Here is a 752-nt window from a genome sequence, read left to right as displayed (position 1 = left end):
AAAGGCCTGTGGTTGATGGGGTGGACGGCCCCCTACGGCATCAGTTGTGCCAGAATGAGGTTGTCGAAATCTCAAACAAGGGAGCCGTCCGTGACGGAGATTATCCGTATTGGAATGGATACGTCGAAGTATATTTTTCAACTGCATGGGGTTGCTGCGGCCGAGCAGGTGGTGTTGCGCAAGCGGATTTCGCGCAAGCAAGTGCTGGAGTATTTCGGCAAGCTGCCACCAACGGTGATCGGGCTGGAGGCTTGCGGGGCTTCGCAGCATTGGGCGCGGGAGCTTTCCAAGCTCGGCCACGAGGTGAAGCTGATGGCCCCGCAATTGGTGAAGCCCTACGTGCAGCGGAACAAGAACGACGGGCGGGATGCAGAGGGGCTGTGCGAGGCGATGAGCCGGCCGAGCATGCGGTTCGTGCCGGTCAAGACGGCCGAGCAACAGGCGGCGCTGATGCTGACAGGGATCCGCGACGGACTGATCGCCCGGCGCACCCAGCTGAGCAATGCGATCCGCGGCTACGCCGCCGAGTTCGGCCTGATCGCAGCCAAGGGGGTGGACAAGATCGAGCCGCTGTTGAGGCGGATTGCGCAGGACGAGAATCTTCCGGACCTGGCGCGCGAACTGTTCGCGGTGCAGGGGCGCGAATACGCAAGGCTGGAGGGCGAGCTGAAGGCGATCGAAGCCAGGTTGTTGGCCTGGCACCGGGCCGATGCCCTAAGTCGGCGCCTGGCGCAGATCCCCTCGATCGGCCC

General features: G+C 63.2%; 1 protein-coding gene. It reads left to right on the top strand.

Translation table 11 applies throughout. The features are described from left to right. Nucleotides 1-90 precede the first annotated feature (90 nt). Nucleotides 91-752, top strand: a 662-nt coding sequence (locus CWO89_RS44845) for an IS110 family RNA-guided transposase (RefSeq protein WP_130584454.1), incomplete at its 3' end; no start/stop codon positions are given.

It is taken from the genome of Bradyrhizobium sp. Leo170, assembly GCF_004296405.1.
In the GTDB taxonomy this organism is placed as follows: Bacteria; Pseudomonadota; Alphaproteobacteria; order Rhizobiales; family Xanthobacteraceae; genus Bradyrhizobium.
The sequence above is the reverse complement of the archived record's forward strand: the minus strand, read 5'-3'. Positions and strand labels throughout refer to the sequence as shown.